Origin of the sequence: Leucobacter sp. M11 (genome assembly GCF_035726885.1) — a bacterium.
In the GTDB taxonomy this organism is placed as follows: Bacteria; Actinomycetota; Actinomycetes; order Actinomycetales; family Microbacteriaceae; genus JAPFRB01.
In genome coordinates this window covers 46,823-47,082 of record NZ_JAPFRB010000008.1, presented here as the reverse complement: position 1 = coordinate 47,082, position 260 = coordinate 46,823, and the positions used below count along the sequence as shown (strand labels likewise).

Annotated in this window: 1 protein-coding gene; it reads right to left on the bottom strand. The window is 76.5% G+C overall.

The genetic code is table 11. The features are described from left to right. A partial coding sequence (locus OOT08_RS18675) for a hypothetical protein (protein ID WP_325094403.1) occupies positions 1-260 on the bottom strand: 260 nt, incomplete at both ends.

Sequence of the window (260 nt, the reverse complement as noted above, 5' to 3'; positions counted from 1 at the left end):
GGCGTGCCGGATTCGAGGGCGGTGAGCAGCGCGGTGACGGCCGCGAACAGGGCCTGGTTTTCGGGGGCGGCGGTGCCGGGCAGGTGGGCGGCGGCGTCGAGGGCGGCGCGGGCGCGGTCGAGGTCCCAGCGACCGGCGCTGAAGGCCGCGAGGAGGATCTGGAGCAGCGCGGCCGCGACGGGGTGCTGGCCGCCGTGTTCGCGGATCGCGAGCTCGACGGGCCAGGAGTCGACGCGCTGGCTCAGGTGGTACTCGCCGGT